Origin of the sequence: Allobosea sp. TAB14, from assembly GCF_052113865.1 — a bacterium.
GTDB classification, from domain to species: Bacteria; Pseudomonadota; Alphaproteobacteria; order Rhizobiales; family Beijerinckiaceae; genus Allobosea; species Allobosea spartocytisi.
Window position 1 is genome coordinate 42,390 of the sequence record NZ_JBFRDQ010000001.1, and the last position, 23,567, is coordinate 65,956.

At 66.8% G+C, this 23,567-nt stretch carries 25 protein-coding genes; 8 read left to right on the forward strand and 17 right to left on the reverse strand.

Annotated features, from left to right (window positions below):
- Positions 1-39 precede the first annotated feature (39 nt).
- Together AB4Y99_RS00215 and murJ are read left to right on the forward strand one after the other, a co-directional pair.
- The gene (locus AB4Y99_RS00215; protein WP_441521956.1) at positions 40-1,071 is read left to right on the forward strand and encodes a glycosyltransferase family 2 protein; all 1,032 of its coding nucleotides are present in this window, start codon (positions 40-42) and stop codon (positions 1,069-1,071) included.
- Between the two features lie 7 nt (positions 1,072-1,078).
- A complete protein-coding gene (gene murJ / locus AB4Y99_RS00220; RefSeq protein WP_441521957.1) occupies positions 1,079-2,602 on the forward strand; it encodes a murein biosynthesis integral membrane protein MurJ in 1,524 nt (507 codons plus the stop codon).
- 4 nt (positions 2,603-2,606) lie between these two features.
- Here murJ and AB4Y99_RS00225 read toward each other — a convergent pair whose 3' ends face one another.
- The 4 genes from AB4Y99_RS00225 to AB4Y99_RS00240 all read right to left on the reverse strand — a co-directional run bounded on the left by AB4Y99_RS00225 (position 2,607) and on the right by AB4Y99_RS00240 (position 5,691).
- On the reverse strand, positions 2,607-3,584 hold the full coding sequence (locus AB4Y99_RS00225) for an NAD(P)H-dependent flavin oxidoreductase (protein WP_441521958.1): 978 nt from the start codon (positions 3,582-3,584) through the stop codon (positions 2,607-2,609).
- 7 nt (positions 3,585-3,591) lie between these two features.
- A complete protein-coding gene (locus AB4Y99_RS00230) occupies positions 3,592-4,464 on the reverse strand; it encodes a branched-chain amino acid aminotransferase (RefSeq protein ID WP_038361085.1) in 873 nt (290 codons plus the stop codon).
- 188 nt (positions 4,465-4,652) lie between these two features.
- A complete protein-coding gene (locus AB4Y99_RS00235; RefSeq protein WP_038361083.1) occupies positions 4,653-4,970 on the reverse strand; it encodes an AzlD family protein in 318 nt (105 codons plus the stop codon).
- Positions 4,957-5,691, reverse strand: a complete 735-nt coding sequence (locus AB4Y99_RS00240) for an AzlC family ABC transporter permease (RefSeq protein ID WP_441521959.1) — start codon at positions 5,689-5,691, stop codon at positions 4,957-4,959. Before AB4Y99_RS00240 ends, AB4Y99_RS00235 begins: the two co-directional genes overlap by 14 nt.
- Before the next feature lie 157 nt (positions 5,692-5,848).
- On the opposite strand from AB4Y99_RS00240, the gene AB4Y99_RS00245 reads away from it, so the two are divergent.
- Positions 5,849-6,460 (forward strand): 4'-phosphopantetheinyl transferase family protein, encoded by a 612-nt coding sequence (locus AB4Y99_RS00245; RefSeq protein ID WP_441521960.1) that lies wholly within the window; start codon positions 5,849-5,851, stop codon positions 6,458-6,460.
- 3 nt (positions 6,461-6,463) lie between these two features.
- Here the strand turns inward: AB4Y99_RS00245 and AB4Y99_RS00250 are convergent, their stop codons facing one another.
- The 7 genes from AB4Y99_RS00250 to pheS form a co-directional block, all read right to left on the reverse strand.
- Positions 6,464-7,207, reverse strand: coding sequence for a TerC family protein (locus tag AB4Y99_RS00250; protein ID WP_038361080.1), 744 nt, complete (start codon positions 7,205-7,207; stop codon positions 6,464-6,466).
- A 77-nt stretch (positions 7,208-7,284) separates the two neighbouring features.
- Positions 7,285-7,989 (reverse strand): TerC family protein, encoded by a 705-nt coding sequence (locus AB4Y99_RS00255; protein ID WP_441521961.1) that lies wholly within the window; start codon positions 7,987-7,989, stop codon positions 7,285-7,287.
- 90 nt (positions 7,990-8,079) lie between these two features.
- Entirely contained in the window at positions 8,080-9,159 is a 1,080-nt protein-coding gene (locus tag AB4Y99_RS00260; RefSeq protein WP_441521962.1) for a tartrate dehydrogenase, read from the reverse strand.
- Positions 9,156-10,067: an alpha/beta fold hydrolase gene (locus tag AB4Y99_RS00265; protein ID WP_441521963.1), complete on the reverse strand. Its 912-nt coding sequence runs from the start codon at positions 10,065-10,067 to the stop codon at positions 9,156-9,158. The genes AB4Y99_RS00260 and AB4Y99_RS00265 overlap by 4 nt, the downstream gene beginning before the upstream one ends.
- 230 nt (positions 10,068-10,297) lie before the next feature.
- Positions 10,298-12,721 (reverse strand): phenylalanine--tRNA ligase subunit beta, encoded by a 2,424-nt coding sequence (gene pheT / locus AB4Y99_RS00270; protein WP_441521964.1) that lies wholly within the window; start codon positions 12,719-12,721, stop codon positions 10,298-10,300.
- Positions 12,722-12,747: 26 nt separating this feature from the next.
- Positions 12,748-13,929: a ceramide glucosyltransferase gene (locus tag AB4Y99_RS00275; RefSeq protein ID WP_142020174.1), complete on the reverse strand. Its 1,182-nt coding sequence runs from the start codon at positions 13,927-13,929 to the stop codon at positions 12,748-12,750.
- Positions 13,930-13,957: 28 nt separating this feature from the next.
- Positions 13,958-15,040 (reverse strand): phenylalanine--tRNA ligase subunit alpha, encoded by a 1,083-nt coding sequence (pheS, locus tag AB4Y99_RS00280; RefSeq protein ID WP_038361067.1) that lies wholly within the window; start codon positions 15,038-15,040, stop codon positions 13,958-13,960.
- Positions 15,041-15,250: 210 nt separating this feature from the next.
- On the opposite strand from pheS, the gene AB4Y99_RS00285 reads away from it, so the two are divergent.
- Positions 15,251-16,012 (forward strand): LOG family protein, encoded by a 762-nt coding sequence (locus AB4Y99_RS00285; protein ID WP_441521965.1) that lies wholly within the window; start codon positions 15,251-15,253, stop codon positions 16,010-16,012.
- Between the two features lie 163 nt (positions 16,013-16,175).
- Here AB4Y99_RS00285 and rplT read toward each other — a convergent pair whose 3' ends face one another.
- Both rplT and rpmI read right to left on the reverse strand, forming a co-directional pair.
- Positions 16,176-16,550, reverse strand: coding sequence for a 50S ribosomal protein L20 (rplT, locus tag AB4Y99_RS00290; RefSeq protein WP_038361064.1), 375 nt, complete (start codon positions 16,548-16,550; stop codon positions 16,176-16,178).
- A gap of 28 nt (positions 16,551-16,578) precedes the next feature.
- Entirely contained in the window at positions 16,579-16,779 is a 201-nt protein-coding gene (gene rpmI / locus AB4Y99_RS00295; RefSeq protein ID WP_038361062.1) for a 50S ribosomal protein L35, read from the reverse strand.
- 325 nt (positions 16,780-17,104) lie between these two features.
- On the opposite strand from rpmI, the gene AB4Y99_RS00300 reads away from it, so the two are divergent.
- Both AB4Y99_RS00300 and AB4Y99_RS00305 read left to right on the forward strand, forming a co-directional pair.
- Positions 17,105-18,130, forward strand: a complete 1,026-nt coding sequence (locus AB4Y99_RS00300; protein ID WP_441521966.1) for an amino acid ABC transporter substrate-binding protein — start codon at positions 17,105-17,107, stop codon at positions 18,128-18,130.
- Between the two features lie 280 nt (positions 18,131-18,410).
- Complete coding sequence (locus AB4Y99_RS00305) at positions 18,411-18,704, forward strand: GYD domain-containing protein (RefSeq protein ID WP_441521967.1); 294 nt, start codon at positions 18,411-18,413, stop codon at positions 18,702-18,704.
- An 80-nt stretch (positions 18,705-18,784) separates the two neighbouring features.
- On the opposite strand, the gene infC is transcribed toward AB4Y99_RS00305, so the two are convergent.
- Positions 18,785-19,327: a translation initiation factor IF-3 gene (gene infC / locus AB4Y99_RS00310; RefSeq protein WP_038362350.1), complete on the reverse strand. Its 543-nt coding sequence runs from the start codon at positions 19,325-19,327 to the stop codon at positions 18,785-18,787.
- A 117-nt stretch (positions 19,328-19,444) separates the two neighbouring features.
- Entirely contained in the window at positions 19,445-20,662 is a 1,218-nt protein-coding gene (locus AB4Y99_RS00315; protein WP_441521968.1) for a glycosyltransferase family 4 protein, read from the reverse strand.
- Positions 20,663-20,768: 106 nt separating this feature from the next.
- Between AB4Y99_RS00315 and AB4Y99_RS00320 the strand changes: the two genes are divergently transcribed.
- Positions 20,769-21,542: an alpha/beta hydrolase gene (locus AB4Y99_RS00320; protein ID WP_441521969.1), complete on the forward strand. Its 774-nt coding sequence runs from the start codon at positions 20,769-20,771 to the stop codon at positions 21,540-21,542.
- Between the two features lie 16 nt (positions 21,543-21,558).
- On the opposite strand, the gene AB4Y99_RS00325 is transcribed toward AB4Y99_RS00320, so the two are convergent.
- Both AB4Y99_RS00325 and AB4Y99_RS00330 read right to left on the reverse strand, forming a co-directional pair.
- Positions 21,559-21,825, reverse strand: coding sequence for a BQ00720 family protein (locus AB4Y99_RS00325; RefSeq protein ID WP_038361053.1), 267 nt, complete (start codon positions 21,823-21,825; stop codon positions 21,559-21,561).
- 110 nt (positions 21,826-21,935) lie between these two features.
- Complete coding sequence (locus AB4Y99_RS00330; RefSeq protein WP_248311131.1) at positions 21,936-22,397, reverse strand: Hsp20 family protein; 462 nt, start codon at positions 22,395-22,397, stop codon at positions 21,936-21,938.
- Between the two features lie 289 nt (positions 22,398-22,686).
- Between AB4Y99_RS00330 and AB4Y99_RS00335 the strand changes: the two genes are divergently transcribed.
- On the forward strand, positions 22,687-23,523 hold the full coding sequence (locus AB4Y99_RS00335; RefSeq protein ID WP_133562197.1) for an alpha/beta fold hydrolase: 837 nt from the start codon (positions 22,687-22,689) through the stop codon (positions 23,521-23,523).
- The last annotated feature ends 44 nt before the right edge of the window (positions 23,524-23,567 follow it).

Here is a 23,567-nt window from a genome sequence, read left to right on the forward strand (position 1 = left end):
GCGTCACCCCGTCGACAGACGCGTCATGAAAGGTCGTTCGTGTCGGACATCGCGTCCCCGCCGCTTCAGCGCACGCCCCGGGTCTCCCGCTGGCCGGAGCTTTCCATCGTCGTGCCCGTCCACAACGAGGCCGACAATCTGCGCCCGCTCGTCGAGCGGCTGCGGGCCGTGCTGACGGAGGCGGTCGCCTCCTGGGAGATCGTCTTCGTCGACGACGGCAGCCAGGACGCGACATTGGCGACCATCCGCGAGCTCTACGCCACCGATCCGCKGATCAACGCCGTCTCCTTCAGCCGCAATTTCGGCAAGGAGATCGCCATCGCCGCCGGGCTCGACCATGCCTATGGCGATGCGGTCGTCATCATGGATGCCGATCTGCAGCACCCGCCCGAGGTCATTCCCGCCTTTCTGGAGAAGTGGCGCGAGGGCTATCTCAACGTCTACGGCCAGCGCGTCGACCGCGAGAGCGAGACCCGGCTGAAGCGCAATTTCGCCAAGGCCTTCTACCGCATCTTCTCGCAGTTCGGCGAAACCGACCTGCCGGAAGGCGCCGGCGATTTCCGCCTGCTCGACCGCAAGGCGGTCGATGCGCTGCGAGCTCTGCCGGAACGGGCGCGCTTCTCCAAGGGGCTCTATGCCTGGGTCGGCTTCCGTTCCGTCGGCGTGCCTTTCCAGGTCGCCGAGCGCGAGCATGGGCAGTCGAAGTTCCGCTATCGCAAGCTGTTCTCCTTCGCCTTCGACGGGCTCTCCTCCTTCTCGACCGTGCCGCTCAAGATCGCGACCTGGTCGGGCGCCATCATCGCCTGCATCGCGACGCTGTCGGCGCTCTATTTCATGCTGCGCACGCTGATCTACGGCACGGACCTGCCCGGCTTCCCGTCGCTGATCGTCTCGATCATGTTCTTCTCGGGCATCCAGCTCGTCTCGCTCGGCATGATCGGCGAATATGTCGGCCGCATCTTCGCCGAGGTGAAGCGCCGGCCGCTCTACCTCATCGGCGAGCGTGTCGGCTTCGAGGCGCGCACCGTCGACCACCCGCGCGGCGACGCCCTGCCGCCGCTGATCCGCTAGGATTTTCATGCTCCGGAACATCCTGTCGGTCGGCGGCTATACGCTGATCTCGCGCCTGACCGGCTTCGCGCGCGACATCATGCTCGCGGCCGTGCTCGGTGCCGGCGCCACCATGGACGCCTTCTCGGTGGCGCTGCGCCTGCCGAATCATTTCCGCGCCATCTTCGGCGAGGGCGCCTTCAACCAGGCCTATGTGCCGGCCTATGCCCATGTCGCGGAGAAGCAGGGGCAGCAGGCTGCGAATCTCTTCGCCGACCGGCTCTTCACCGTGCTGTTCCTGATCCAGGTCGTGCTGCTGGCGCTGGCCCTGCCATTGATGCCCTGGCTGGTGACGCTGCTGGCGCCCGGCTTCAAGGAAGACCCGGCCACCTTCGCGCTCGCCGTCGCGCTGACGCGGATCACCTTCCCTTATCTGCTCTTCGTGACCATGGTCACCTTCCTCGGCGCGACGCTGAACGCGGTCGACCGTTTCTCGGCCTTCGCCGCTGCGCCGATCCTGCTCAATATCGGCGTGATGGCGGCGCTCGCCGTGCCCTTCCTGTTTCCGGGCGCGGCCTATGCCGCCGCCTGGGGCGTCGCTATCTCCGGGCTGGCGCAATGGGTGCTGCTCTATGTGGCGGCCAAGCGCGCGGGCGTCTCCAGCAAGCTGGTCAGGCCGCATATGGATCTCGGCGTCCGGCGCTTTCTGAAGGCCTTCGGGCCGGCGGTGATCGGCTCGGCCGGCGTGCAGATCGCGATCTTCGCCGACACGATCATCGCCTCCTTGCTGCCGCGCGGCGCCTATTCGGCCCTTTACTATGCCGAGCGGCTCTACCAGCTCCCGCTCGGGCTGATCGCCATCGCGGTCGGCACGGTCGCATTGTCGGCGATGAGCCGACAGGTCGCGCGCGGGGACGAGGCCGGCGCCAACCGCTCGCAGAACCGCGCCGTCGCGATCTCGCTCCTCGCCAGCGCTCCTTTCGTCGCCGCCTTCATCGCGATTCCGGACCTGATCGTGGCGGGGCTGTTCCAGCGCGGCGCCTTCGATGCCGAAGCGAGCCGGGCGGCCGGAACCGTGCTCTTCGCCTATTCCCTCGGCCTGCCGGCGATCGTGATGATCCGCACGCAGGTCTCGGCCTTCCAGGCGCGCGGCGACACCAGGACGCCGATGCTGGTCGCGCTCGCGGCCATCGCCTGCAATCTCACGCTCAAGCTGTTCCTGTGGCGCGACTGGGGCGCTCCGGGCCTCGCCCTCGCCACCGCCGYCGGCGCTTGGGTCAATCTGCTGACGCTGTTCGTGCTGGCGCGGCGGCGCGGCTGGACTGAGCCGGACCGGCGCTTGCCGGGCTTTGTCGCGATCGTCGGCATGGCCACCGTCGCCGCCGGCCTTCTGGCCTGGTGGTTCGCCTCTCCGGCCCAGGCATGGACAGCGTCCCTGCCACAGCCGCTGCTGATGGCGGTGCTGCTGCTGTCCACAGCCGCGGGCCTGCTCTATGTCGCCATCGCCGGCATCGGGCTGAAGATGACGGGGCTGCTCAGGCTGCTRCGCTGAATTCTCAGCCGAGGAAGCGCCCTGCCCCGCCGAGCAGTGCAGCGGCCTCCTCGACCATCCGCTCGACGATCTCGCCGGCTGACGGCACATCGGCGATCAGCCCCGCCGCCTCGCCGAAGATCACGGCGGCCTTGTCGGGGTCGCCGGCCATGAAGGCCTCGCGATAGGCCGTAGCCTCTGTCGCGATCGCGGCCTTCAGCTCGTGATCGCGCCCGGCCCATTGCGCGATGAAGGCATTGTCCGCGACGCGGATGTCGAAGGGCTTCGGCCAGTCGAGCTGGCGGGCGATGTCGGGCAATGAGGAGCGCACCGTCCCATCGCCGGTGGCCGCGACGGCGGCGGCATGGTGGCGCTCATGCACCAGCGCCTCGCGACTCGCCCAGAARCGSGTRCCGACSAGMACGCCGTCYGCMCCCAGCATCAGSGCMGCSGCGAGYCCRCGSCCATCGGCGATGCCGCCCGCGGCGAGAAGCAGCGTCTGCGGGCTCTCGCGGGCAATGAGATCGGCCGCTTCGGGCACGAAGGGCAAGGTTGCGCGGCGTGCGCCATGGCCGCCAGCCTCGGCGCCTTGGGCGACGATGATCGCGGCACCGGCCTCCAGACCCTGCCGGACATGCTCCAATGACTGGCACTGGCAGATCAGCGGCACGCCCGCCGCCGCGATCTCGGCGGCGAAGGGGCGCGGATCGCCGAAGGACAGCATCAGGACGGCAGGCTCATGCGCCAGCGCCTGCGTCAACAGCTCCGGCCGCTTCGCCATTGACCAGGTGATGAAGCCGCAGCCGGTCTGGGTGTTGCCGGCGGCGGCGAATTGCTGATCGAGCCACGTAGCATCGCCGTAGCCGCCGCCGATCAGGCCGAGGCCGCCCGCCCGCGTCACGGCGGCGGCAAGCGCCCCGCCGCCCGCCAGCGCCATCGGCGCCGACAGGATCGGGTGGGCGATGCCGAGCCGCTCGGTCAGCCGCGTGGCAAGGCGCGCCATTATTGCCTCAGGCGGCCTTCGCCTTGCTGTGCGCGAAGTCCATGTAGAGCTCGCGCGCCTTGCGGAAGAGCGGGCCGGGCTGGAGCACGCGGTCGTCGATGCGGATCACCGGCATGCATTTCGAGTAATTGCCGGAGATGAAGATCTCGTCGGCCGTCTCGAAATCCTCGTAGCGCAGGCTGCACTCCTCGACCGGCACGCCGTTCTCGCGCAGCAGCCTGATGACGCGCTGGCGGGTGATGCCGTTCAGGAAGGTGCCGTTCGGGACCGGCGTCTTCACCACGCCGTCCTTGGCGAGGAAGATGTTGGAGGTCGCCGTCTCCGCGACATGGCCGAGCATGTCGAGCACCAGCGCGTTGTCGAAGCCGGCGGCCTTGGCCGCCTTCAGGATGCGGGCATTGTTCGGGTAGAGGCAGCCGGCCTTGGAATCGGTCGGGGCAGTCTCGAAGGTCGGACGGCGATAGATGCCCTTGGTGACGGAGAAGCCATTCGTCGGCTGCGGCATCGCCGCCTCGAACAGGCAGAGCGCGAACTGGGTCGAATCCGGATCGGGCATGATGGTCGAGGGGCCATCGGCCTCGGCCCAGTACATCGGCTTGACGTAGAGCGCCGTGCCGGGAGCGAATTTCTTCGCGCCCTCATACATCTTCTCGACGATGAAATCCGGGGTCACGGTGGGCTCGAGGCCGAGCGCCACGGCGGAGCGGTTCACGCGCGCGGCGTGCAGGTCGATGTCGGGGGCGACGCCGTCGAAATAGCGGCCGCCGTCAAAGACGGAGGAGGACTGCCAGAGAGCATGGCTGCGCGGGCCGACGAGGCCGGGGTTGCCCTCATGCCAGGCTCCGTCGAACCAGGTCCAGGTCTGAGAATACCATGCCATGACGGCGCTCCGTTTCAGTCGTTTTTGCTAAGCCGCACCGTCCTCCCGCCGCCACGCGCCGTCAACAGCCAGCCGGACATGGCGCGATGACGGGATGTGATGGAAGCCATCGGGCGGGGTGATGGGTCAGGTCTTGGTTTGCCGCATTGTCTTCACGCGAACCGGTGTCCACTTCGCTCGAAAATGCTCTAGAAGCCGAAGAACCGCGCCGCCGAGATCATCGCCATGCCGGTGAGCAGCGCGACGAGTTCGCTGCGGGTCACGAACATCGCGCCGATGGCGGCGAGCAGCGCCACGGCCGCGGCGAGGCCGAGCCGCTCGATCAAAGGCAGCACGGTCGCGACCACGATCGAGCCGGGCAGCGCGGCAAGGCCGCGCCGGACATGCGGCGTCAGCGGCACGAAGCTCATCAGCACCACCCCTGCCAGCCGGCAGAGATAGGTCGCCACCGCCATGGCGCCGATGGCGATGAAGGCGCCCCAGGGGCCGGGATCAGACAGCGTCATCGCGGAACGCCCCCGTGACCGCGCCGGCGAGCGAGCCGGCGATGATGAAGGCGTAGCCGTCGACGAGCTTCGCCGTCAGCAAGGCGACGATACCGGCAACGACCCAGGGAACGGCCCCGCGCCGGCCGCGCCAGAGCGGCACGATCATCGCCGCGAAGAAGATCGGCATGACGAGGTCGATGCCGTAACGGCGCGGATCGGAGACCAGGGCGCCCAGCATGTGGCCGGGAACCGTGGCGAGAACCCAGACGACCCAGAGCCCGAGGCCCGCCCCGACCACGACGCCGAGATCACGCCCGCCCTCGGCCTGGTAGCGCGTGCCGATCAGCCAGTTCGCATCGGTGAAGAAGAACAGGTGGAAGGCGTTCAGCCCCTTGGGATAGCGCGCGAACCAGGGCTGCAGCGAGGCCCCCTGCAGGATCGAGCGGGCATTGACCGTGGCGGTGACCACGGCCAGCCCGACAATGGCGCCCCAGCTCCATTCCGGCCGCCACAGCTCCATCGCCACGAGCTGCGAGACGCCGCCATAGACCAGGGCGCTCATCAGCAGCGTCTCGACGAGGCTCATGCCCTTGGCCGAGGCGGCGGCGCCGAAGGCCACGGCGAAGACGACGATGCCCGGCAGCAGCACGGAAACCTTGCGCAGGCCGAGCAGCATGCCCTGTGCCGTGAAGGGAGCAACATTGCTCGCCAATGGCGGTTCGGTATCGTGTGACTGCATGGTCTTTCCAAAGGCCGAAGGCGCCGTCGGGTCAACGCATGCCGGCTGCACCTGCGCATGTGCCCCATGCAAGGCGGAGGCCGATGGGGCAGGACGCGGTCCAGATATCGGCCCGCGCGCGTGGTGACGGGATAAGCCGCATGCCATAGTCCGGCCCATGCACTGGCTCCGTTCGATCGAGGCAACCGCGCCCACCTACCCGGCCGTCTGGCTGGTGGCGACGCCGCAGCGGCCGCGCAACCTGACGGAGCGCTCGGTACTGCGACGCGAGACGGCACGGGCCATCCTGGCGCGGCAGCTCGGCCGCCCGGCGGCCGAAATCGCCATCGCTCATGATTCCGCCGGCCGGCCGCTGCTGCCGACGGCGCTGGAGACGGAGCTGCAGATCTCGCTTGCGACACGGGCGGGCGTCATCGCCATCGCGCTCGCGCAGGCACCCGTCGGGGTTGATGTGGAACGGGTCGATCCGGCCGGCGTCATTCCGCGCGAAGCCCTGCACCGCGATGAATGGCGGATGCTGGAGGAGAGCGAACCTTCGCTGCGCGCCCTCGCCTTCGCCCGGCTCTGGGCGGCGAAAGAGGCCTATGTGAAGGCGCTCGGAACCGGATTCGTCCGACCGCCCGAAAGCTTCGCGATCTTACTCATCTCGCCCGAACGATTCCGTGTCCACGATCCGTTGCGGGGCATGGCGGACGGCGCGCTCGTCACCATCGAAAACGGCGGCCAGGAGATCCTGGCCGCCGCGGCGATCGTTCTGGATGGCGCCTGAAGCTCAGCCCGGCTGGTCGGCAGGCTTGCGCTTGAGAAGGTAGCCGACGGCGCAGACGAAGGCTGCGCCGACGACCGCCGCTCCGTAGAAGACCGTCTTGTTCGTCGCCAACCCGACCGGATGTGTGTCGGACACCGGAACGGTCTGGACCCAGCTCGGAATGGCGGTCTGGAGCCATTGCAGCACGGCGATGTCGCTGACCAGCATCTCGCCGGCGATCCAGCCGAGCAGGCCGGCGCCGAACCAGACCAGGATCGGGAAGCGTTCGAGGACCTTCGACAGGACGTTCGCGCCGAAGATGATCAGCGGAATGGTCAGCAGCAGGCCGAAGATGAAGAGCTCGAAGTGGCCGCGCGCCGCCGCCGCGATGGCGAGCACGTTGTCGAGGCTCATCACCGCATCGGCGATGGCGATGGTGCGCACCGCCTTCCAGAGATTGTCGCTGGCCGCGATGTCGCTGTGCGCCTCTTCCTCGCCCTTGGCGAGCTTGATCGCGATCCAGAACAGCAGCAACCCGCCGACGACCTTCAGGAAGGGGATGTTGAGCAGATAGGACACCACCACCGCGAAGAGGATGCGCAGGCCCACGGCGGCACCGGCGCCGAGCAGGATGCCCAGCTTGCGCTGCTTCTCCGGCAGCGAGCGCACCGCCATCGCAATGACGATGGCGTTGTCGCCGGAGAGCAGGAGGTCGATCCAGATGATCTGGAGCAGCGACACCCAGAAGGTCGAAGATGAGAAATCCATGTGTCGGTCAGTCCTTCAAGCCGTTCCAGCAGAAGCGCGCAGCGGCACAGCAGCCGGAATTGCATCAAAACAAAGGGTTAGTGGGCCGGGTCCGGCCGGCGCGATTTGATGAGATAGCCCAGTCCGAGCACGAGCAGCGCGCCGAGGATGGCGACGGGGTATTCAAGCTGGTGCAGCAGTTCCGCGCCGAAGCGGGTCACCAGCCAGGGGTCGCTGTCGAGCATCTCGCCCGCCACCCAGCCGAGCAGGCCCGCGCCGGCCCAGACCAGGATCGGGAAACGGGTCAAGAGATTGGTGATCAGCGAGGCGCCGACCACGATCAGCGGGATCGAGATGACGAGGCCGACGATCAGCAGCGGCATGGAATCGCGCGCCACGCCGGCAATAGCGAGGACATTGTCGAGGCTCATGACGATGTCGGCGATCGCGACCGTCTGCACGGCTTTCCAGAGCTTGCTGCTGGCGGCGATGGAATCCTCGTCCTGCCCCTCATCCTCGACGAGAAGCTTCACCGCGATCCAGATCAGCAAACCGGCGCCGACGATGCGCAGGAAGGGCATGCTCAGCAGGGACGCGATGACCACCGTGAAGGCGATCCGCAGCACCACGGCCACCGCCGCGCCGAGCGCGATGCCCTTGGTGCGCTGCTCCTGCGCGAGCGCCCGGCAGGCCAGCGCGATCACGACGGCATTGTCACCCGAGAGGATGACATTGAGCAGGATGATCTCGAAGAGCTTGCCCCAGAGCAGGGGATCGCCCAGCGAAAACGACGTCAGATCCATGGTCGCGCGACTTTCTTCGTCTGCCCCGGCCGCTTCCGGCTTCGTTTGCCCCAATCGGCGCGGCCAGGGCCGCGCCGACCTTTTCCTCGCTCAGCCGAGCGCCWGCTCGACCGCCTTGCCGGCAGCTTCGGTACCGAGCGAGCCGCCGAGATCACGTGTCCGCGTCCGCGCGTCGCCGAGCGCCCGCTCGATCGCCGCCTCGATACCCTTGGCCGCCTCATGCTCGCCGAGATGATCGAGCATCATCGCACCTGACCAGATCATCCCGACCGGGTTGGCGATGCCTTGCCCCGCAATGTCCGGCGCCGAGCCGTGGACCGGCTCGAACAGCGAAGGGTGATCGCCGGTCGGGTTGATGTTGCCCGACGGCGCGATGCCGATGGTGCCGGTGCAGGCCGGGCCGAGATCGGAAAGGATGTCGCCGAAGAGGTTGGAGGCGACGACCACGTCGAAGCGGTCCGGGTTCAGCACGAAATGCGCGGTCAGGATGTCGATATGGTACTGGTCGACGGCGACGCCCGGATAGTTCTTGGCCATCTCCTTCACCCGCTCGTCCCAGTAGGGCATGGTGATCGAGATGCCGTTGGACTTGGTGGCCGAGGTCAGCTTCTTGCGCGGGCGGCGCTGGGCGAGCTCGAAAGCGTATTTCAGCACGCGGTCGACGCCGACACGGCTCATCACCGTCTCCTGGATGACGATCTCGCGCTCGGTGCCGGCATACATGCGCCCGCCGACCGAGGAATACTCGCCCTCAGTGTTCTCGCGCACGACGAAGAAGTCGATGTCGCCGGGCTTGCGGCCCACGAGCGGGCCCGGAACGCCCGGCATTAGCCGCACGGGGCGTAGATTGACATACTGGTCGAACTCGCGCCGGAACAGCAGCAGCGAGCCCCAGAGCGAGACATGATCCGGCACCTGTTGGGGCATGCCGACGGCGCCGAAATAGATCGCGTCGTGGCCGCCGATCCTGTCCTTCCAGTCGTCCGGCAGCATCTTGCCGTGCTTGGCGTAGTAGTCGCAGGAGGAGAAATCGAACTCGTCGAGGCGCAGCTCGAAGCCAAACTTCTTCGATGCGGCTTCCAGCACGCGCAGCCCTTCGGGCATGACCTCCTTGCCGATGCCGTCGCCGGGGATGACGGCGATACGGTAGACGCGATTGGTCCCAGTCATGATGCTGCTCCGAAGAAAGCGCTGAACTCCGCGGCGACGAGATCGGGGACCTCCTCCGCGAGATAGTGGCCGCCCGGCAGGGCATGGCCGCGCACATCCTGCGCACGCTCGCGCCACAAGGCGAGAGGGTCGAAGCATTTGCCGATGATGCCGTTGGCGCCCCAGAGCGCGAGCAGCGGCTGGGTCAGCTTGCGGTCCCCATCCTCGTCGTCATGGCGGATGTCGATGGTCGCGGCGGCGCGATAATCCTCGCAGGAGCCATGGATCGTCGCGGGATCGGCGAAGCAACGCAGGTAATGGGCGAGCGCCTCCGGCGCGAATGGCGTCATCCCGGCCGAGCCGGAACCGCATTTCTTGCGCCAATAGGCTTCCGGATCCGCGCCGATCATCCGTTCCGGGAAGGGTGCGGGCTGGATCAGGAAGAACCAGTGCCAATAGGCACGGGCGAAGGCGTCGGTGGTATTGGCATACATCTCSCGCGTSGGSGCGATGTCGAGCGTGGCGAGGCGGATGACGCGCTCGGCATGGTCGAGCGCCAGGCGATGGGTGACGCGGGCGCCGCGATCATGCGCGCCGACGAAGAAGCGCTCGTGACCCAGCGCCGTCATCACCTCGGCCATATCCTGCGCCATGGCGCGCTTGGAATAGGGCGCGTGCCCGGCGTCGGTCGGCGGCTTCTCGCTGTCGCCATAGCCACGCAGGTCGGCGCAGACGAGGGTGAAGTTGCCCCTCAACCGTTCGACCACCTTGTGCCAGAGCGCATGGGTCTGCGGGTAGCCATGCAGCAGCAGGAGTGGCGGCCCCTCGCCGCCGGTGCGCACACGGATGCGCGCGCCCGATGTCGCGACGTCGAGCAGGCGGAAGCCGGGGAACAGATTGTCCGTGACGGGGCGTTCGGTCAGAGTCATCAGTCAGCGAAATTGCAACAATCCGGTGCCGATACTCCGAATGCGCTGGGTTTTCTGCCGCTGATTATTACATAATCATGGTCAATGGTCAGAGACTGTTGGCCCCGACGTCATTCTCGGGCGCCGCGGAGCGGGGACCCGAGAATCTCCTGCCGAAGAGAGCAGGTGGCCTCATCCTGCGCGAGATGCTCGGGTCAAGCCCGAGCATGACGTGCGTTGGATGGCGGGCATCAGCCCCTGAGCGTCGCCCCGTAGCGCTTGGCCATCTCGGCGACGATCTTGCTGCCGACGGCCTCGATTTCCGCCTCGGTCAGAGTCTTCTCGAGCGGCTGGAGCGTCACCGCCAGCGCGACCGACTTCTTGCCGGCCTCGACGCCCTGCCCCTCATAGAGATCGAAGACGCCGACATTGGCGATCAGCGCGCGGTCGGCGCCCTGCGCCGTCTTCATCATGTCGCCGGCCGCCACCGCCTTGTCGACGATGAAGGCGAAATCGCGCGTCACCGGCTGGAAGTCCGAGAGCGCGAGCTTCGGCTTGACCTTGGTCGGCTTGTATTTCGGCAGCGGCAGCGCATCGAGATGGATCTCGAAGGCGACGAGCGGTCCCTTGGCGTCGAGCGCCTTGAGTATCTTCGGATGCACCTCGCCGAAGGCGCCGATGACGCCCTTCGGGCCAAACTGGAGGGTCGCCGAACGGCCGGGATGGGCCCAGGCGGGACCGCCCGCGACGATCTGCAAGCCGCCGGTCGGCACGCCGAGAGCGGAGAGCAGGCCGAGCGCATCGGCCTTGGCGTCGAAAGCGTCGACGGCCTTGGCGCCGCCGTCCCAGTGGCGGCCGACACCGTCAAGCTTGGCCGTCCCGCGGCGCAGGCCGGCGGCGGCGATGAGCTGGCCTTCCGGTTCGTCGCTGAGGAAGATCTGGCCGACCTCGAACAGAGCGACATCCGGGAAGCCGCGATCGGCATTGTTCTGCGCGGCGCGGATCAGACCCGGCAGCAGCGAGGGGCGCATGTCGGAGAGATCGGCCGCGATCGGGTTGGCGAGCGCGAGCTTGCGCGAGCCGCCGCCGAAGAGCTTCGCCTGATCATGCGAGATGAAGGACCAGGTCACGGCCTCGACGAGGCCGCGCGCGGCCAGCGTGCGCTTGGCGGTGCGGGTGCGCTTCTGCAGCACGGTCAGGACGGGCTTGACGACCTCGCCCTTGATGCGCGGCAGCGGCGTCGAGATGACGCGGTCGAGCCCGGCGATGCGCACGATCTCCTCGACGAGATCGGCCTTGCCGCCGACATCGGCGCGCCAGGAGGGGGCTGCGACCTTGACCCGCTCGCCCGCGCCCGAGACGTGGAAGCCGAGCGAGGTGAGCGCCAGCTTCATCTCGACCTGCGGCAATTCGAGCCCGGTCAGGCGCTTCACCTCCGACCAGGGGAAATCGATCGCGGCCGGGCTTTCCGGCAGTTCGCCGACGAATTCCATCTCGGAGGCCGCGCCACCGCAGAGCTCGATCACCAGCGCCGTCGCGAGGTCGAGGCCGGGCCGGGTGAAGTCGGGATCGACGCCGCGCTCGAAGCGATAGCGCGCATCCGAATTGATGCCGAGCGCGCGACCGGAGCGGGCGATGTTGAGCGGATCCCAGAGCGCGCTTTCGATCAGCACGTCGGTGGTCGCCTCGCTGCTGCCCGAGGCCTCGCCGCCCATGATGCCGGCGAGCGATTCGACGCCGTGCTCATCGGCGATGACGACCTGCTCTTCGGTGAGCGTATAGGTCTTGCCGTCGAGAGCGAGGATGGTCTCGCCTGCCTTGGCGCGGCGGACGGTGAGGTTGCCCCTGACCTTGGCCGCGTCGAAGACATGCAGCGGCCGGTTGCGGTCGAGCGTCATGAAATTGGTGATGTCGACCAGCGCGTTGATGGGCCTGAGGCCCACGGCGCGCAGACGCGCCTGCAGCCAGTCCGGCGAGGGGCCGTTCTTCACCCCCCGCACGAGGCGTAGCGCGAAGGCCGGGCAGAGCTTTTTGTCTTCCTCGGCGAAATCGAGCGTGACCTTGACCGGGCACGGGAAGGAGCCGCGCACCGGCGGGATGGCTTGCGTCTTCAGCTTGCCGAGGCCGGCGGCGGCGAGGTCGCGGGCGATGCCGGCGACACCCAGCGCATCCGCCCGGTTCGGCGTCACCGCGATCTCGATGACGGCGTCGTCGAGCCCGGCATAGACGGCATAGGGCTGGCCGACCGGCGCATCGGCCGGTAGTTCGATGATGCCGTCATGGTCCTCGGAGAGTTCCAGCTCGGCTTCCGAAACCAGCATGCCGTTCGACTCGACGCCGCGGATGACGCCCTTGCCGAGCGTGATCTTCTTGCCCGGAATGTAGCTGCCCGGCGGCGAGAACACGCCCTTCATGCCGGTGCGGGCGTTCGGCGCTCCGCAGACGACCTGCACGGGCTCGCCSGTGCCGGTGTCGACCAKGCAGACGCGCARGCGGTCGGCATTCGGGTGCTGCTTCGCCTCGATGACATAGGCGATGGTGAAGGCCGAGAGCGCGGCGGCGCGATCCTCGATCGCCTCGACCTCCAGGCCGATGCGGGTCAGGGCATCGGTGATCTCCGCAACGGAGGCGTCGGTGTCGAGATGCTCTTTGAGCCAGGAGATCGTGAACTTCATCGTCTTATCGGATCAGCTTTGCCGGATCAGTCGGAAATCTTCGCGCGCGCCGCCGAGAGCGCCGGCGCGGTGTCGTTGAGCTCGTTGGTGCCGTCGGTGCGGATCTTCATGGCGTTGCCACGCCAGCTCACCTCGCCGCCGACGAAGGCATAGGCCCAGATGCCGGGAAAGGCGATGTCGCGCACCAGCATGGCGAAGGGCGAGCGCCAGTTCAGGAACCAGCCGACACCGGCCGACAGAACGATATCGCCGAGATACCAGAGTACCAGCACGGCGAGCGGCCCGAGCCAGACCGGCAGACCGTAGCCGAGGCAGGCGAAGGCAGCCAGCAGGACCGGCAGCAGCGGAGCCGAGAGAATCTCGATCGCGAAGAAGGGCAGGAAAGTGACGCGTCGCAGGCGGGCCCAGCGGAACTGGCGCTGCACCGCATCGGCGATGCGGCGCGGGCCCAGCGGCTGCTCGAAGGGCTGGCCGACGAGATGAACATGCTTGCCGGCGCTGCGCACGAGCTTGGTGGCGGCGGCATCCTCCGCGATCTCGGCGCCCAGCGCGGCGATGCCGCCGCGCGCGTCGAGGAAGGGCTTGTTCCAGAGCATCGACTTGCCCTGCGCGAAGCCCAGCCCCAGCGCCTCGCCGACATATTGCCAGCGCGCCTGGAAGGCGTTGAGGAAGGCGCATTCGACCTCGGCCCCGAAGCTCTGCGGCCGTGAACCCGCCGGCGTCGAGCAGACGAGGCCGGTTTCGGGGCGCCAGGCGGCCAGCATGCGCTGGATGTAGTCCTTCGGCATCAGCACGTTGGAATCGGCGAGGATGACCCATTCGGTCATCGCCGCCTCCCAGCCGCGCACGCAGTTGTTGAGCTTGGGATTGGCGCTGACGACGACGTCGCCGACGATCAGCCTGACCTTGTCGGCGCCGTAGCGTGCGATCATCTCCTCGATCAGCGGAACGATCGGGTCGTCGCCATCGGCGACGCAGAAGATGGTGCTGTAGCTGGGGTAGTCGAGCTCGAGCCCGGAGACGGCCGTCTCGCGGCTGAAGGCCTCGATGCCGCGTACCGGCCTGACGATGGTGACCGGCGGYAGGTCCGCGAGCACGGCCGAGCGCTGCAGAGGCCGGCGCAGCCGCCAGAGCGCGATGGCCTGGCCCGCCAGGTTCACCGCGACCAGCAGCACGGCCAGTCCAGCCGCCCAGCCCGCAGCCGTCATCGCGCCCTCCCCTGCCCGGCCCGCATCGTCATGAGGAGAGGCCGCCCGTCAGCGTCGGCAGGTCGAGCGGGCGGAAGCCGTAATGCGCGAGCCAGCGCACATCCGCCTCGAAGAAGGGGCGCAGATCGGGCATGCCGTATTTCAGCATGGCGATGCGGTCGATGCCCATGCCCCAGGCGAAGCCTTGATAGATGTCCGGATCGAGCCCGCAATTCTTCAGCACGTTCGGATGGACCATGCCGCAGCCGAGGATCTCCAGCCAGTCGTCGCCCTCGCCGAAGCGGATCTCGCCGCCCTTGCGCGAGCACTGGATGTCGACCTCCATCGAAGGCTCGGTGAAGGGGAAGAAGGACGGGCGGAAGCGCATCTTGACATCGTCGATCTCGAAGAACGCCTTGCAGAACTCCTCGAGCACCCATTTCAGGTGGCCGAGATTGGCCTTCTTGTCGATGACGAGCCCCTCGACCTGATGGAACATCGGGGTGTGGGTCTGGTCGGAATCGTTGCGATAGGTGCGGCCCGGGCAGATCACGCGGATCGGCGGCTCCTGCGCCAGCATGGTGCGCACCTGCACCGGCGAGGTATGGGTGCGCAAAAGCTTGCGCTCGCCATTCGCATCCGGCGCGAAGAAGAAGGTGTCGTGCATCTCCCGGGCGGGATGGCCGACCGGGAAGTTCAGCTTGGTGAAGTTGAGATCGTCGGTCTCGACATCCGGCCCCTCGGCGATGGCGAAACCCATATCGCCGAAGATCGCGGTGATCTCGTCGATGACCTGGCTGATCGGATGAATGCGGCCGCGCGCCTCCGGGCCGTCCTGCACCGGCAGCGAGACGTCGACCCGCTCTGAGCTGAGCCGCGCATCGAGCGCCGCCTCGCCGAGTGCTTCCTTGCGCGTCGCGATCGCGCCCTGGACACGATCGCGCAGGCCGTTGATCAGCGGGCCCTTCTCCTTGCGCTCCTCCGGCGTCATCGCGCCCAGCGTCTTGAGCAGCGCCGAGATCGAGCCCGACTTGCCGAGCGCCGCGATACGCAGCTCCTCGATGGCTGCCTCGTCGGCGGCAGAATCGATCGCGCCGAGGAGGTCGCGTTCCAGAGTGGCGATATCGGTCATGAACGGGTCGCAACGTGTTGAAGGCGTGGGGACGGCGCGTTCTTAGATTATCGAGCCAGAAAGTGAAACGCTTTTCGGGATAGCGGATGACGGAGAAATGAAACGCCAAACAGTGATTATCTTCGCGATTCGCGAAACATTCCCGTACCGGATTTCTCGGGTAAGCGGTTTCGCTTCCCGGTCAGAAACATGCCGACCCAGGACAATGCCATGCCCGACAGCTCCGCCCAGAAGGAATCCCCCTCCTACCGACTCGCGGCCCTCGATCCCGATTTTCTCCTCGGCGATTCGATGCGCGGCGCCCGCTTCATGCTGGAATACCAGAAGGCGGAAGATCTGCTGCGGGCGCGCGGCATCGTCTCGACCATCGTCRTCTTCGGCTCGGCACGCGTGCGAGAGGGCAATCGCTGGTACGAGGCGGCGCGCGAGTTCGCCCGCATCGCCTCCGAGCGCGGCGGGGCGCTGGCGCCCAAGGATGCCGGCCGCAACCACGTCATCGCCACCGGCGGCGGCCCCGGCATCATGGAAGCGGCCAATCGCGGCGCGACCGAAGCCGGCGCCCTCTCGATCGGCTTCAACATCACCCTGCCGCATGAGCAGGAGCCCAACGCCTGGTCGACGCCGGATTTGACCTTCCGCTTCCACTATTTCGCGATGCGCAAGATGCATCTGGCGATGCGGGCCGCCGCGCTGGTGGTGTTTCCCGGCGGCTTCGGCACGCTCGACGAATTGTTCGAGATCATGACGCTGGTGCAGACGGGAAAGATGGGGCGGGTGCCGATCGTGCTGTTCGACTCGGCGTATTGGAAGGGGCTGCTCAACCTCGACACGATGGCGCAGGCCGGCTTCATCCGCCCGGAGGACCTGAAGCTGTTCGCTTATGCCGATACGCCGGAAGAGGCCTATCAGTGCATCGTCGACGGCGCGGGCGACGGTTGGACCTCGCCGGGGAATGGCAGCGCACAGACGTAACGGGAGCCGTCATGCTCGGGCTTGACCCGGGCATCTCTCGCCGGAGAGGCCGCTCCGATGCCGCGCCTCCTCCCATGGGAGATTCTCGGGCCTCATCGCCATCACCAAAGAAAAAGGCCGGCGTTTCCGCCGGCCTTCTCCAAATCAGATCGGTCCGAACCGCTCAGGCGGCCTGGGCCTGCGCGCCCAGCGCGCCCTTGACGGTCTCGACCACGGCGGTGAAGGAGGCCGCGTCGTCGATCGCCATGGCGGAAAGGGTCTTGCGGTCGAGCTCGATGCCGGCCTTGATCAGGCCGCCGATGAAGACCGAATAGGTCAGGCCGTGCTCACGCACCGCAGCGTTGAGACGCTGGATCCAGAGCGCGCGGAAGGAGCGCTTCTTGTTCTTGCGGTCGCGATAGGCGAACTGCATCGAGCGATCGACGGCCGCCTTGGCGGCGCGGATCGTGTTCTTGCGGCGGCCATAGAAGCCCTTGGCGGCCTTGAATGTCTTCTTGTGCTTGGCGTGGGACGTTACGCCCCGTTTCACGCGAGCCATGTCATGATCTCCGGACTATCAGGTGGCGTCAGCCGTTGGGGAGGAAGTACTTCTTCACGTTGGCCGCATCACCCTCGAACAGGGTGGTGGTGCCGCGGTGATTGCGGATCTGCTTGTTGGTCCGCTTGATCATCCCGTGACGCTTGCCGGCCTGGGCGTAGAGCACCTTGCCGGTACCGGTGATCTTGAACCGCTTTTTGGCGGCCGATTTGGTCTTCATCTTGGGCATTTCAGCTCCTATCGGTCATAAGGCCAGCGCGCCTTGCGGCGGCTTTGCCAATGTCTTGCTTTCAGGAAGCAAAGCACGATCGCCACGGCAGCCCTTATCAGCCGGGCGATCGAAGGCCGCGCGTATCGCAGAAAAGAAGCCGGCTGGCAAGCGAAAAGCCGGCTTCTGGGGAAAACCGCGGGCAAAGCCCCGCCGAAACAGCGCGTGACACACCCGGAGCGGCGCGCCGCGATTTGGCGGGAGAACCTTACGGAAATCGGCTTCACATTTCCGTCAAAAAAGTGGCAGGTTGGCCCGCGGCCCTCGCCCAACCCGGAGATCCACCGTGAAACGCTTCCTGCTCAGCCTGGCCGCAGGCCTGGCCCTGACGGCCACGGTCGCCGCCCCTTCCCTCGCCCAGTCGACGCTCGAGAAGATCAAGGCGCGCGGCAACATCATCTGCGGCACCAGCGAGGGCGTGCCGGGCTTCTCGCTGCAGGACAAAAACGGAATCTGGGTCGGCTTCGACACCGATGTCTGCCGCGCGCTCGCGGCGGCGATCTTCAACGACCCGAACAAGGCGAGCTATCTCTCGCTGTCGAGCAAGAACCGCCTCGTCGCGCTGCAGGCCGGCGAGATCGACGTGCTCGCCCGCACCACCACCTGGTCGCTCGGCCGCGACATCGGCCAGGGTGTCAGCTTCACCACGGTCAACTATTACGACGGCCAGGGCTTCATCGTCCGAAAGAAGCTCGGCGTGAGCACCGTCAAGGATCTCAACGGCGCCTCGGTCTGCGTCGCGCAGGGCACGACCACGGAGCTGAACCTCGCCGATTACGGCCGCACCCACGGCATCAAGTTCGAGACCGTGGCGTTCGGCACGCTGGAAGACACGGTCCAGGCCTATGAGGCCGGCCGCTGCGACGCCTACACCACCGATCTCTCGGCGCTTGCCGGCACGCGCGGCAGGCTGAAGGACCCCGACGAGCATGTGCTGCTGCAGGAGGTCATCTCCAAGGAGCCGCTCGGTCCCTGGGTGCGCAAGAACGACCCGGCCTGGTTCGATCTCGTGCGCTGGACCGTGATCGCCACGATCAATGCCGAGGAGCTGGGCGTGACGCAGGCCAATGTCGAGGAACTGGCCAAGACCTCGCAGAACCCGGAAGTGCGCCGCATGCTCGGCGCCGAGGGCAAGTTCGGCGAAAGTCTCGGCCTCACCAATGATTGGGTCGTGCGCATCGTCAAGGCGGTCGGCAATTACGGCGAGAGCTTCGACCGGCATTTCGGCCCCAAGAGCAGCAACCCGCTGCCGCGCGGCGTCAACAAGCTGTGGACGCAGGGCGGCCTGCAATACGGCCCGCCGATCCGCTGAGCGGCGAGCGCGCGAAAGCGGCGGCCGGATCGCCTCCCCGGGTCCTGTCGGACGCGGAATGGTGATCCGGCTCTTGCTTCGATCGCGTTTTCCTCACGCAGGCCGGTGCCCGCTTCGCCCGAATATGCCCGGGCGCGGCGAAGCCGGTTCCGCTCCCCCCGGCTGATGCGGTAAGATGGCGGCCGAGGTCCGGCGACAGCCCATGATCGACACGGCCGCGGTATCGAGCCGCCGCCCATGCTTCCGAAGGACAGGCCGGGCCGCTTCAGGGAGTAGCCCGATGACAACCTACATCATGCTGGCGAATTGGACCGACCAGGGCGCGCGCAACCTCACAGCGTCGCCGAGCCGGCTCGATGCGGCCAAACAGGCGCTCGCCGAGATGGGCGGCGCGTTCAAGACATTCTTCATGACCATGGGTCGATACGACATGGTCATCGTCTGCGAGGCGCCGGATGACGCCGTGCAGGCTCGCTTCTGCCTGCAGCTCGCCATGCTGGGCAATATCCGAACCGAGACGCTCAAGGCGTTTCCGGAAGGAGCCTATCGCGAGATCATCCGCTCGGTGAGCTGACGCAAAAACCCTGGGGGCGACCCAGAACGAAAAAGCGCGCCCGAAGGCGCGCTCTTTCCGGAAACCGGTTGGGCCCGCGCTTATCGCGGCGCGAGCACCATGACCATCTGGCGGCCTTCGAGCTGCCAGTCGCTCTCGACCTTGGCGATTTCGACGAGATCGGCCTTGACGCGCTCCAGCACCTTCACGCCGAGGTCCTGATGCGCCATCTCACGGCCGCGGAAGCGCAGGGTGACCTTCACCTTGTCGCCTTCCTCGAAGAAGCCGTGCATGGCCTTCATCTTCACGTCGTAATCGTGCTTGTCGATGCCGGGCCGGAGCTTGATCTCCTTGATCTCGATGGTGCGCTGCTTCTTGCGCGCCTCCGCGGCCTTCTTCTGCTCCAGGAAGCGGAAGCGACCGTAGTCGAGGATCTTGCAGACGGGCGGAACGGAGTTCGGGGCGATCTCGACCAGGTCGAGACCGGCATCCTCGGCGAGCTTCAGCGCATCGAAAAACGAGACCACGCCGCGATTGGCGCCGGTATCGTCGATGAGTTGGACTTCGCGAACTCCGCGGATGTCGCGGTTCGAGCGGGGACCTTCCTTGGTCGGGGTCGGGGCAGCGCGGTACGGACGACGAATGGGGTATTCTCCTGTATTTGGCGCGGCTCGCGCCGTTGATTCAGACACATTGCATAAAGACGCGCGTTGTCAATGCATGACGAAGCTGCGTCAGGCATCTCCTGCCGCAGAAGTCGGTCAGCGCCCCAGCAACGCGCAATAGACGTCGAGGGTTTCCGCGACCATAGCCTCCAGCGAGAAATGCCGCTCGACATGGACGCGGGCGCGGCGCGCCAGAGCCTCCCGCGCCGACGGGCGCAGATCGAGCGCCTCGCGCAAGCCAGCCGCCAGAGCGGCGGCATCGTCCGGCGGAACATGCCAGCCGGTGCGCTCGGCCGGCGTGACCTGCGGCGGGGCGAGCACCGTCTCGGGCACGGCGCCGAGATCGGAGACGACGACCGGCGTGCCCATCGCCTGCGCCTCGACCGCGACGCGGCCGAACGCCTCCGCGCTCGTCGAGGGCACCGCGACGACCGCCGCCGAAAGCATCGCCGCCGGCATGTCGCTGCAATGGCCGACACGTTTCACGCGACCTTCCAGCCCGGCCTTGGCGATCAGGCCGTCAAGCTCCTTGACGTAGTTGTCGCGACCCTGGGCATCGCCAGCGAGGATGAAGGCGGTGTCGGTATCGCCGCCGTCGCGCATGATGCGGGCGGCTTCGATCAAAACGCGCTGGCCCTTCCAGCCGGTCAACCGGCCGRGCAGCAGCACGATGCGCTGATGCGGCTCGACCCCCCAGGCCTTACGCAGCGCCTGCACCCTGTCGGCGCTGACGGCGGCGGGCGCGAAGGCCGAGAAATTCGTGCCGCGGTTGACGACCCGCACCTTGTCGCGCGCCACCGGGTGCTTGTCCAGGATCAGCCCGGCCGTATAGGCGGAGTTCGCGATGACGACATCGCCGCGCGCCATCACCGAATTGTAGAGCGTCTTCACCGTGGAACGGCTGTTATAGGAGCCGTGATAGGTGGTGACGAAGGGCAGCTTCAGGATCTTCGCGGCGGCGAGCGCGACCCAGGCCGGCGCCCGCGAGCGGGCATGGATGAGCTCGACCTCCTCCTCACGGCAAAGCTCGACGAGCTTGCGCACATTGAGCGCCATCGCGACCGGGTTCTTCGATGCGGCCGGAAAAGGCAGCCAGACGCCGCCCTTGGCCTGAAGCTCGGCGACGAGGCGCCCGCCCTCGGTCGCGACCAGCGCGCGGGCACCGACATCGGTCAGACCCTTGGCGATGTCGACGGCGGTACGCTCGGCCCCGCCGGCTTCGAGTTCCGGAATGATCTGCAGGATCGTGCGCCCGGCGAGCGGATGGGTCTCGGTCGAAGGCAGCGAAAGATGGGCACCCGGCTTGAAGGACATGCGCTCTTGATCTGGACTTTCATTCGTGCGGGCGAATATGCCCCTATCGGACGGTCGCCGCACCCATAATCGCCGCGGCACCGCGATTCGTCACAGGAGATTTGCCTTGGAGCGCCAGCCCCCGCAATGGCTCGAGGTCGGTAAAGGCTCAAGCCGTCGCCTCGCCTTCCTCCTGCAAGAGGGCGAAGGGGCACCGGTCGTCTGGCTTGGCGGCTTCCGCTCCGACATGCGCGCGACCAAGGCTGAGGCGCTCGCCGACTGGGCTCGCACAAACGGCCGGGCCTGCCTGCGCTTCGACTATGGCGGGCATGGCGAAAGCGACGGCGATTTCGGCGACTTCACCCTGTCGGACTGGCTCGGCGACGCCCTCGCCATGATCGAAAGCCAGTGTCGGCAGCGGCCGATCCTCGTCGGCTCCTCGATGGGCGGCTGGATCGCGCTGCTCGCGGCCCGCCGGTTGCTCGGCACGGCGCTCCAGCCCGCAGGTCTGGTGCTGATCGCTCCGGCCGTCGATTTCTCCGAGGAACTGATGTGGGCGCAGATGCCCGATTCGATCCGCCGGACGATCCTCGACGAGGGCGTCTGGCTGCGTCCGTCCGAGTATTCACCCGAACCGACGCCGATCACCCGGGCCCTGATCGAGGATGGCCGCCGGCATCTCATGTTCGGCGGCGAGATCAAGGCCGGTTGCCCGGTCCATATCCTGCAGGGAATGCGCGACCCGGACGTGCCCTGGCGGCAGGCGCTCAAGCTGGTGGAACATCTGAGCGGCGACCCGGTGGTGCTGACACTGGTCAAGGACGGCGATCACCGCCTCTCGTCACCCGCCGACATCGCCCGGTTGCAGGCAGCGGTCGCCGGGGTGGCGACCGCCTCCTGAATTCAGCCAGCCGGCGTCAGTGGACGCTGACCATCTTGAGGTCATGCTCCCAGGCATTGGCCGTGGCGGCCTCGCGCGTATCGGTCACGAGGATCGGTGCCCCGTCGGCCGACAGCAGCGTATAGAGCTTGAGGCCGGACTCGATCTTCGGGGCCTGCGGGAAGATCCGCATCAGCTCGTCCGAAGTCATCGGCTTGACGTAGGCGACCTCACCTGTTCCGAGTGCCGCGAATTCAGCGGGGGTCAGCGGGTTGCTCTGGATCAAAATCCTGTCCTGTTTCATCGCGCCCTCCTTCAGAGCAGTGCGAATGCGGTTTCGATACTGCGCCTTCAATTATGAACAGATGCGTAAACCGCTGACGCACCCTTCAAAATCGGACGAACCCTCGTCCTCTACTCGCGGCTCACGATATCGATACGCCTGACGAGCCTCTCTGGTTCCGGTCTGGCCAGATCAATCGCGAGCAGACCGTTCGACAAATCCGCGCCGAGCACATGCATGCCATCAGCCAGCAGGAAGCTGCGCTGGAACTGGCGCGCCGCGATGCCACGGTGCAGGAACTGCCGGTTCTTGTCGTCGCCCTGGCGGCCGCGGATCGTGAGCTGGTTTTCCTCCAGCGTGATCTCAAGCTGCTCGCGCGCGAAGCCGGCAACCGCCAGCGTGATGCGCAGGCGATCCGGCTCCTCCTCCGTCCGGGGCAACCGCTCGATATTGTAGGGCGGATATCCCTCGCTGGCGCCTTTGGCGACGCGATCCAGCGCGCGCTCGATATCATCGAAACCGAGCAGGAACGGATGGGACAGACTAGGCGTACGCGTCATACAGAAGCCCTCGAAAGGCGCCTCATCAATCATCGGAACCCGCCACTGGCAGCATCCCGCGGACGAAAGGCGAACCCTTCCGCTTGCGCTAGATATGGCGAAGAGCCGCCGCGGCTTCAAGGGGAGCCGGCGAAGCACAAGGCAGCGGCCAATACGCCTCTTGCCTTACCCGGCGCATGCGCTTTTATCGGCGAGCGCCATCGCAGCGCGCGGCTTCGCATCGCGAATGACAACCTGACACAAACTCAGGGTGAAATGCAGCGAGCCGCAACATCGGCATCAATTCTGCAGGGACTTTGTCAGGCAAAAGAGGACGACCRACATGCCATTCGTAACGACCAAGGACAATGTCGAGATCTTCTACAAGGATTGGGGGCCGAAGGACGCCCAGCCGATCATGTTCCACCATGGCTGGCCGCTGAGCAGCGACGACTGGGACGCGCAGATGCTGTTCTTCCTGGCGAAGGGCTATCGCGTCGTCGCCAGCGACCGGCGCGGCCATGGCCGCTCGGCCCAAATCTGGGACGGCCATGACATGGATCATTACGCCGCCGACGCCTCGGCCGTCGTCGAGCATCTCGACCTGAGAAACTCCGTCCATATCGGCCACTCGACCGGCGGCGGGCAGGTCGCCCGCTATGTCGCGAAGTTCGGCGAGCCGCAGGGCCGGGTCGCCAAGGCGGTGCTGGTCAGCGCCGTGCCGCCTCTCATGGTCAAGACCGAGAAGAACCCGGGCGGCCTGCCGATCGAGGTCTTCGACGGCTTCCGCAAGGCGCTCGCCGACAACCGCGCGCAGTTCTTCCTCGATGTCCCGACCGGGCCGTTCTACGGCTACAACCGGCCGGGCGCGAAGGTCGACGAGGGCGTGATCAGGAATTGGTGGCGCCAGGGCATGATGGGCAGCGCCAAGGCCCATTACGACGGCATCAAAGCCTTCTCGGAGACCGACCAGAGCGGGGATCTGAAGGCGATCGGCGTGCCGACTCTCGTGCTGCATGGCGACGATGACCAGATCGTGCCGATCGGCGCCTCGGCGCATGAATCGATCAAGCTTTTGAAGAACGGCACGCTCAAGGTCTATCCGGGCTATCCGCACGGCATGCTCACCACCCATGCCGAGGTGCTGAATGCCGATCTGCTCGCCTTCGTGCAGAGCTGAGCTCGCTTAAGCGGCTCCGTTCCCGCGCCGGCCGTTCGACAGCG

What these genes read in the sequence shown, in the direction of transcription:
- AB4Y99_RS00230 (WP_038361085.1), bottom strand. Translation starts at nt 4,464, where the DNA reads ATGGCATGGTATTCTCAGACCTGGACCTGGTTCGACGGAGCCTGGCAT.
- AB4Y99_RS00235 (WP_038361083.1), bottom strand. Translation starts at nt 4,970, where the DNA reads ATGACGCTGTCTGATCCCGGCCCCTGGGGCGCCTTCATCGCCATCGGC.
- AB4Y99_RS00240 (WP_441521959.1), bottom strand. Translation starts at nt 5,691, where the DNA reads ATGCAGTCACACGATACCGAACCGCCATTGGCGAGCAATGTTGCTCCC.
- AB4Y99_RS00245 (WP_441521960.1), top strand. Translation starts at nt 5,849, where the DNA reads ATGCACTGGCTCCGTTCGATCGAGGCAACCGCGCCCACCTACCCGGCC.
- AB4Y99_RS00250 (WP_038361080.1), bottom strand. Translation starts at nt 7,207, where the DNA reads ATGGATTTCTCATCTTCGACCTTCTGGGTGTCGCTGCTCCAGATCATC.
- AB4Y99_RS00255 (WP_441521961.1), bottom strand. Translation starts at nt 7,989, where the DNA reads ATGGATCTGACGTCGTTTTCGCTGGGCGATCCCCTGCTCTGGGGCAAG.
- pheS (WP_038361067.1), bottom strand. Translation starts at nt 15,040, where the DNA reads ATGACCGATATCGCCACTCTGGAACGCGACCTCCTCGGCGCGATCGAT.
- rplT (WP_038361064.1), bottom strand. Translation starts at nt 16,550, where the DNA reads ATGGCTCGCGTGAAACGGGGCGTAACGTCCCACGCCAAGCACAAGAAG.
- rpmI (WP_038361062.1), bottom strand. Translation starts at nt 16,779, where the DNA reads ATGCCCAAGATGAAGACCAAATCGGCCGCCAAAAAGCGGTTCAAGATC.
- AB4Y99_RS00305 (WP_441521967.1), top strand. Translation starts at nt 18,411, where the DNA reads ATGACAACCTACATCATGCTGGCGAATTGGACCGACCAGGGCGCGCGC.
- AB4Y99_RS00325 (WP_038361053.1), bottom strand. Translation starts at nt 21,825, where the DNA reads ATGAAACAGGACAGGATTTTGATCCAGAGCAACCCGCTGACCCCCGCT.
- AB4Y99_RS00330 (WP_248311131.1), bottom strand. Translation starts at nt 22,397, where the DNA reads ATGATTGATGAGGCGCCTTTCGAGGGCTTCTGTATGACGCGTACGCCT.
- AB4Y99_RS00335 (WP_133562197.1), top strand. Translation starts at nt 22,687, where the DNA reads ATGCCATTCGTAACGACCAAGGACAATGTCGAGATCTTCTACAAGGAT.